At 53.0% G+C, this 5,887-nt stretch carries 5 protein-coding genes; all 5 read right to left on the bottom strand.

The genetic code is table 11. The annotated features are described in order from the left end of the window. A partial coding sequence (locus tag H6F43_RS15530; RefSeq protein WP_190343637.1) for a methyltransferase domain-containing protein occupies nt 1-838 on the bottom strand: 838 nt, incomplete at its 3' end. A 21-nt stretch (nt 839-859) separates the two neighbouring features. Continuing rightward, complete coding sequence (locus H6F43_RS15535; protein WP_190343633.1) at nt 860-1,168, bottom strand: (2Fe-2S) ferredoxin domain-containing protein; 309 nt, start codon at nt 1,166-1,168, stop codon at nt 860-862. Between the two features lie 7 nt (nt 1,169-1,175). After that, nucleotides 1,176-3,500 carry a CHASE2 domain-containing protein gene (locus H6F43_RS15540; RefSeq protein ID WP_190343634.1) on the bottom strand — a complete coding sequence of 775 codons (2,325 nt, stop codon included), beginning with the start codon at nt 3,498-3,500 and terminating at the stop codon, nt 1,176-1,178. Further along, a complete protein-coding gene (locus tag H6F43_RS15545) occupies nt 3,481-4,293 on the bottom strand; it encodes a FecR domain-containing protein (protein WP_190343635.1) in 813 nt (270 codons plus the stop codon). Before H6F43_RS15545 ends, H6F43_RS15540 begins: the two co-directional genes overlap by 20 nt. A gap of 964 nt (nt 4,294-5,257) precedes the next feature. Next, a partial coding sequence (locus H6F43_RS15550) for a CHAD domain-containing protein (protein WP_190343636.1) occupies nt 5,258-5,887 on the bottom strand: 630 nt, incomplete at its 5' end.

The following is a 5,887-nucleotide window of genomic DNA, read 5'->3' on the forward strand; positions in this document are numbered from 1 at the left end:
CAACAATTCCATACATCAGCGGTAGATTGGGCACGCCCTGCGGAGGAAACAGGCGCCGTCCTGGACCTTCGCGCATTTGCTCAAACAGCTTGCAGCCGTTGGAGTAGGGGTACTCGTAGAGAGCGTGCAGCGTCAGTCCTGCTTGCAGCAGCGCGGTCACAACTTGACCGAGGCCCCAGGCAAACTCATGAGAGCGATGGGAATTGCGGAAATTCTCGATACCAGGCTCATAACCCCAAGGAACTAGCTCCGTTTTGGAGGCGGCGACGTAGTCGCTAATGCCATCCTCAACGGTGAGAGGTTCATCACTAAAGTAAGAAAATGCGTACTGCAAGTTCTCATCAAACGCTAGAGCAACTGGGTGAAAGTCCACTAGCACAAAGCGTCCAGACGGATTAAGCACGGCTGCGATTCCGTTAGCCCACAGAGTCAAGTTAGACAGCCAGCACACTGCCCCATACGACGAGAAGACTCTATCGAAGCGATCGCCTCTATCTGCCGCTTCCTGCAACCAATCGAAAACATCTGGCCGATAAAATGTGGCTGGAATTCCCGACGCGATCGAGAGAGTTTGGGCAACCGAAATCGCCTCATCGCTAATGTCTACGCCCGTAACTACCGCACCAAGCTGCGCTAAGCTCAGCGTATCTTGTCCAGAGTTGCATTGCAGATGCAGTAGCGAGCAGTTGGCAAGGTCACCCAAAAGTTCGATCTCTTCTGGAAACAGTGTACTGCCACCCTCTCGAAGAAATTTGGCTTGATCGCCTTTGTGGCTGTTATGGGCTTTGGTCGCCTGATTCCAAGAGAGGCGGTTGTCTTCGTGAAGGTCTTTCCGCAGTGGCATCTCAGTCGTCCTCGGCTAGTTCTGTCTAAACGAAGAATGGAATTTCGGATAGAGCATTGCCGCGATCGGCTGCCCCTGTTGCAGATGTCGCTTGACGATCGCGGGCACTTCGTCGGGATGCACACGGCTGTACCAAATTCCCTCTGGCACAACCTGCACCATCGGTCCATTACCGCACTGTCCTAAACAGCCACTAGTGACCACAGCGTAGTCAGATGCAGAGCTTTCCTGAAACGCTGCCAGCACCTTTGCGGCTCCTTGCTTTCGGCAGGTGCGGTTCTGGCAAACTAGAACGCACTTACCGTTAACGTTTCGGTCATTCATACGCGCTTCATTCCATCGGTTCTTGCTTCGGCTCATACTTCAACGGTAGCTGAACCACAAAAGTTATTTGTCCAGAGCCGCTTTGGACCCGAATCGTTCCGCCTAAATACTCGACCAAGCGCTTCACCAGCGCCAATCCTAAACCCGTTCCGCCGCGCTTCCAGGGATCGGCTTTGGGAATGCGATAAAACTTTTCAAAAATCCGGTTTAGCTCACGTTCTGGAATTTCGCAGCCTGTGTTTTGAACAGCGATGTCTAGATCAGTAGCGCGGCAATCAACCGAAACAGAAATGCTGCCGTCGGGGGGCGTATATTTGCAAGCGTTGTTGATGAGTTCGGTCAAAATTCGCTCTAAGCTCAGTTGATCAGAGGTGAGACAGGAGGTTTCTGGAGGAAGATCCAGATGCAGGGTTTGCTGTTGCATCGCAGCACGCTCGTAAAATGGTGCGACGATCGTCGGTAGCCACGCCCGTAGATCAATCAGCGTTGGAGTGAAGGTCTGCGCTTTTGCCTCTAGCCGTTGAAGATCCAGTAAGTCGTTAATCAGGTTAGCTTCCCGGTTGCATTCATTCTCTAGAACTGAGATATAGTATTGGGTTTCCTTATCCGAATCGGCGAGTTTCAGCAGCTCGATCGCCAGCTTAATATTAGTCAGTGGTGCCCGTAGCTCGTGCGAAACGGTGCTCAAAAAGTCATCTTTAAGCTGGCTCAGTCGCTGGAGTTCTTGTACCTGCTGCGCGAGAGTCTCCTCAACTTGCTTACGCAGCGTAATATCTTCTAGCAAGAGCAAGAAGCCATCCGGTGAAGTCGGCGCACTGAGCTTGAGTTGATTTGAGCGGTCGGTTAATAGCTCTAGCTTGAGTTCAAACCAGCGATCGTCCCGGTGCAATTCTCGTGGAGCAACCTGTGCCAGTTGCCGGAGCGCCTGAAGATCCGCCTGCCACTGATCCTCACTCAGCCAATTGGGGACGAGGCGATCGGTCAGATTGTTGTTCACACTAACGTGTAGCCAATCTGCCGCTACAGGATTGCAGAACCAAACAACCCCACTCCAGTCTGCTGCCAGTAGCCCGATCGACAAGCTGCGAGCAATTGCGGCTTGGGTGGACTGCGATCGCCCAAACTGGTCGGCAAGGGCTGCGAGTTGGGTAACACTCTGAGGCGAACTGGATAGCAAGCCGGATCGCTCTATGGAAGCCCGATCCGGTTTGGAACCGCGAAGTACCACGTCACTGTAATGTCGCTGCCAAAGTTGTCGCACCTGCTGTTGCAGCAGCACATTCAGCCGCAATCGCTCTCCGACTGCCACAGCAACCGCCGTAGACGTAAACAGGGCGATCGGCAATGCCACAGGCGACCAGTAGTTTAGCTTCAGCAGCAGCCAACTAAGGACAATCCAACTCAAACAGACACTCAGCCAAATCAGAAGTTGAACATTTTCTCGCCAGCGGACGAGAATTAGATTGAGTCCTGGACCACCTGCCAGCAGAATGAAAATCAACCAGCCGTCGCCAAGCGGCTTCAGGGCGTTCTGCTGAAGCAGCGTGTGGATCACAGCCGCGTGCAGATACACACCACTAGCGGGGGGTGCCTGATTGAATGGGGTCGGCATTGCATCAATCCCCACTGCCGTCACACCAACCAGCACAATTTTGTCTCGAAACGCATCCGCCGAAATTTTTCGCTGCACCACATCGGCAAATGAGTACTGGCGAAGCTGCTGCACCCGTCCTGCCCAGTTAATCCACAGTGGTTGCTCAGGGTTAGGTAGGGAAATCGGCGTCTGGACTAGGCTGTGGGACTGAACTGCCGCCAACGCCAGTGCTGGTTCATTACGAATTTGCAGATCGACTTTGCGCGTAATTCCATCGTCGTCTTGGCGGTTGATGATGTGCCCGCTCGCGATCGCCGCGTTTGCTAACTCTGGTACAGGCGGCAGCGGTAAGCCGTTGCTGTCTTGCGCGGTTGCCAGAACGACGCGACTGCTTTGGCTCATCGCTTGCGCTAGCGCTGTATCATCTGGGCTACGCTCAGACCAAACGAGATCCATGACAATGACGCTGGGATCGGACTCAGCCAGTACACCCAGCAGGTTGACATACTGCTGCCGCGCCCACGGGAATCGTCCGATGGATCGAATACTCACGTCATCAATGGCAATCAGGACGAGACGATCGTCCCAGGGAAGCTGTCCTCGTAGGTGAAGCAGCGTGTTGTACGCCAAGTGCTCCAGAGATTGGAGTGCACCCAGATTCAGCAGCACGGCAAGCACAAGAGTCGTCAGTCCGCCCGGCAGTAGCGATCGTCCATACTTACCGAAGCGCCAAGTCATACACCTGCTGTTTCCCTAAGGGAGTGATTACAGTAACTCGCAATCGCAGATACGACGGCACAGGTCGTAGCTCTGTCCTAAATTGCCCTCGTCGATCGGTCACTTGAGGATTGCCCTCAACCAGCACAAGGTTGACTGGATCAACTTGACCCACCAGTTGAATTTTGCGAACGCCGCCTTCAATGACTTGCCGGAACTGGTGCTTCAGACGAGTATCCTCTCTCAAAGGTACTGGCGTGGATGGCGGTTCGCCGGGAATCGTAAAGTTTTGGAAGCCGCCGTTGACGGCGACCGCCCGCCCCTGAGCAGCGTTCTGAACGCCGCCCTGCAAAACAGCGAGTCCAGTTTTACCGTTTGGCTGCACGCCCAGCCCAAACTCAGTTCCTCGTACACCACTGATTCCAGCAGGCGTTTGAATTTCTAACGTTGATCCTGGGTTGGTCAAGCGCCGAACCCGTAGTCGCACTTGTCCTTGCGTCACTTGCAGTCGCGTAATCCGTCCATTATCTGGGGTGTATTCTAGCTGTCGCACTCGCACTTGTGTATTCTCGGCAACATTAATAAATCCGATTCCAGTATCTACCGCTAGGGTAGCTGTAGAGTTCTTGCCTGTCGCGATGCTGTCGCCTACGGTTTGCAGTCGATCGCCCACCTGGGCCGATCGAGTCACCCGTTGCAACGTGCAGGTTACCGTTCCAGCCACTTGCTGAATCGCGATTGCCCGATTTACCCGCACGCGCAGGGTCTGCTGCGCTCCAACGTGGGTCATGCTCAGCAGTAGCGCAATGAGCATGATTCCAACAACGAGCGCTCCACGTTTCATTTCTAGTCCTGTAGGGGTTGCAGCTGACTTAGCGGATTCCGGCGACGCGATCACCAGTGTCTATTGTGAACCCTCTATTGACCCTACTAGGCAGAGAGCTGATCAAAAGTAACTATCGCATACTTGGACCACCCTGATGTCATCGCTTCGCGTCAGATGATTAAAGTGATTAATTCGTAACGCTTAACGCAATCAGTTCAGCTCTAGCCGTGATCAACCGAAGGCAAGCAATGCTCACGGTTAGCTGTCTTAGAGAAAATGGTAGTCTGATGCTCCCTATTCTCCTTCTAAGAGAATTAAGGCTTGTACAAAGTGCTTAATCGGCAACGATCGCTCAACGAAGCAACGGTGGATGAATTAATTCATCCACCGTTGCTTTATTAAACTCCGTTAAATAGCAACCGCTGTAAGGCTACACCAAAGCAGCCCGGATTGCCGACGCTATCTGATTCCCCGCTTTTGTAGGGAGGCTAGCAGTTGGGGTCTAACTTGACTTGCCCACTGCTCAAAATTAAATTCTTTAGCGCTATTAACCGATTCAGCATGTTTAGCAGACTGTGGCTCTCGTGAGTTCTCCATATTCCCTTCCTTTATTCGACCCATTAGTAGTTCTAAGCGTTTCCCTGACCAGATGTCTACGTCTTAGGACGTGCTTCTGAGTTGGTCGATTCAAAACCATCATGAGCTGATGTGATAAGCGAATAGCCGAATCGTACCAGCGACCACACAGCTGCTCTAATGCAGCCAGAGCCGCTTCAGAATCCATCCAGATGCCTAACAGAACCCCACACGGTAGTGCAGAACTCGTTAAAGATTCGTCTGGAGAATTTGGGTTAAACCTTCCTAGACGCCTAGTAAATTTAGAGTGCCCAAACCTGTCTAGGAATGACATTGCGGCGAACCTGTTTTTCTGACGATCGCCGGATCAGCCAGACTAATTCATTGCGTTTGTTGGGGTAGGCACGCCAGGCGATCGCACCGCGTCCAGAATCAGCCGACGCAGAGACTGGCGAAACTCCGCAGATAAATACTTCTGCCGTCGATCGTCCCAATCTGCCATGTCTGCTGCGTTTGACTGCTCAATCAGCGTGTGGAGGCTAGCCAGCTTTCCCCGTTTGGGCTGATGTTCTATAAGTAAATCTGTAAGAACTTGGCGATCGTGGACACTGCCTAGCGTCGCTTGGATATCCTTGACCTCATTGGTCCAGGTTTGGAAGTCTGCGTTATAAAACGGCGCAAAAAACTCGGCTTGGTAGCGGGCATGTTTACATGCCTTCCGCAGATCGTGCAGGGTTTCATTAGCTTCCTCAGAGGTATCGGCAGCCTCCACCAACCAGCCTGGATGCAGCAGCAGACTCGACAGCAGCGGACTCAGCAGATCCGGCAGCAGCGAGAATAGAGGTAGCGTGGCGATCGAAGTGTAGCGCGGCTGCTCTAGCCACGTCTCAACTGCCGTTTTAAGGGTTCGATAGCGCGATCTCGTCAGTGCGTGCTCTACCGCCGCCAATGCTCCACAACGCTGGTGTTTTAGAGCAGCAACGGCTTCGTCGAGATGCGCTTGTTC

The organism is Leptolyngbya sp. FACHB-36 (genome assembly GCF_014695955.1).
Lineage (GTDB): Bacteria > Cyanobacteriota > Cyanobacteriia > Leptolyngbyales > Leptolyngbyaceae > FACHB-36.

Coding starts and splice junctions, on each gene's coding strand:
- H6F43_RS15535 (WP_190343633.1), bottom strand. CDS start 1,168: ATGAATGACCGAAACGTTAACGGTAAGTGCGTTCTAGTTTGCCAGAAC.
- H6F43_RS15540 (WP_190343634.1), bottom strand. CDS start 3,500: ATGACTTGGCGCTTCGGTAAGTATGGACGATCGCTACTGCCGGGCGGA.
- H6F43_RS15545 (WP_190343635.1), bottom strand. CDS start 4,293: ATGCTCATTGCGCTACTGCTGAGCATGACCCACGTTGGAGCGCAGCAG.